Here is a 574-nt window from a genome sequence, read left to right as displayed (position 1 = left end):
AAACGTATGGCCCGCCCCGTCCGCAAGTGGCTTATGATCCGCTGGTCTGAGCAGTCTGCATAAACGTATCCGGCCTTCCGGCGATGCCGTTGGCCAAGATGGAGATCCGCGCGTCCTGGTCCTCATAAAGGGGTCGGCGTCGAGCGCCATTTTCCGCCGGAGGCTTACAGAACACCGATCGACTGTCAGGCCATCTTCCTCTCACCGCTCGCAGACATCGGAAGGCCGACGAAGGCTTCGCCGACCAAGCTCGGTTCAGGCAGCCACCGCCGCCGGCTCATAGACGCGTTCGTGGCGCAGCAGCGCCCAGACGGTCCGGGCCATTTTAGCCGCCAGCGCAACGACGGCGGTGTTGGCGTGCGCCCGCGCCAGCAGGCCCCGGAGCCATTGGCCGATCCGCGTATCGCTTTCGCGAAGGGTCGGCATCGCGGCCCGTGCACCTTGGATCAGCATCTTGCGCAGGTACTTGCTGCCGCGCTTGGTGATGCCGACGAGTTTGGGCCGTCCGCCGGTCGTGACCTGCCGCGGCACGAGGCCGAGCCAGGCCGCCAGATCACGCCCGCGGGCGAAGGTG

The 574-nt window shown here is 66.6% G+C and carries 1 protein-coding gene; it reads right to left on the bottom strand.

Annotation, left to right across the window (positions count from 1 at the left end; translation table 11 throughout):
* Window positions 1-255: 255 nt before the first annotated feature.
* On the bottom strand, window positions 256-574 hold a 319-nt coding region (locus G3T14_RS24575; protein WP_163645060.1), incomplete at its 5' end, for a transposase.

It is taken from the genome of Methylobacterium sp. BTF04 (assembly GCF_010692745.1).
GTDB lineage: Bacteria > Pseudomonadota > Alphaproteobacteria > Rhizobiales > Beijerinckiaceae > Methylobacterium.
The sequence above is the reverse complement of the archived record's forward strand: the minus strand, read 5'-3'. Positions and strand labels throughout refer to the sequence as shown.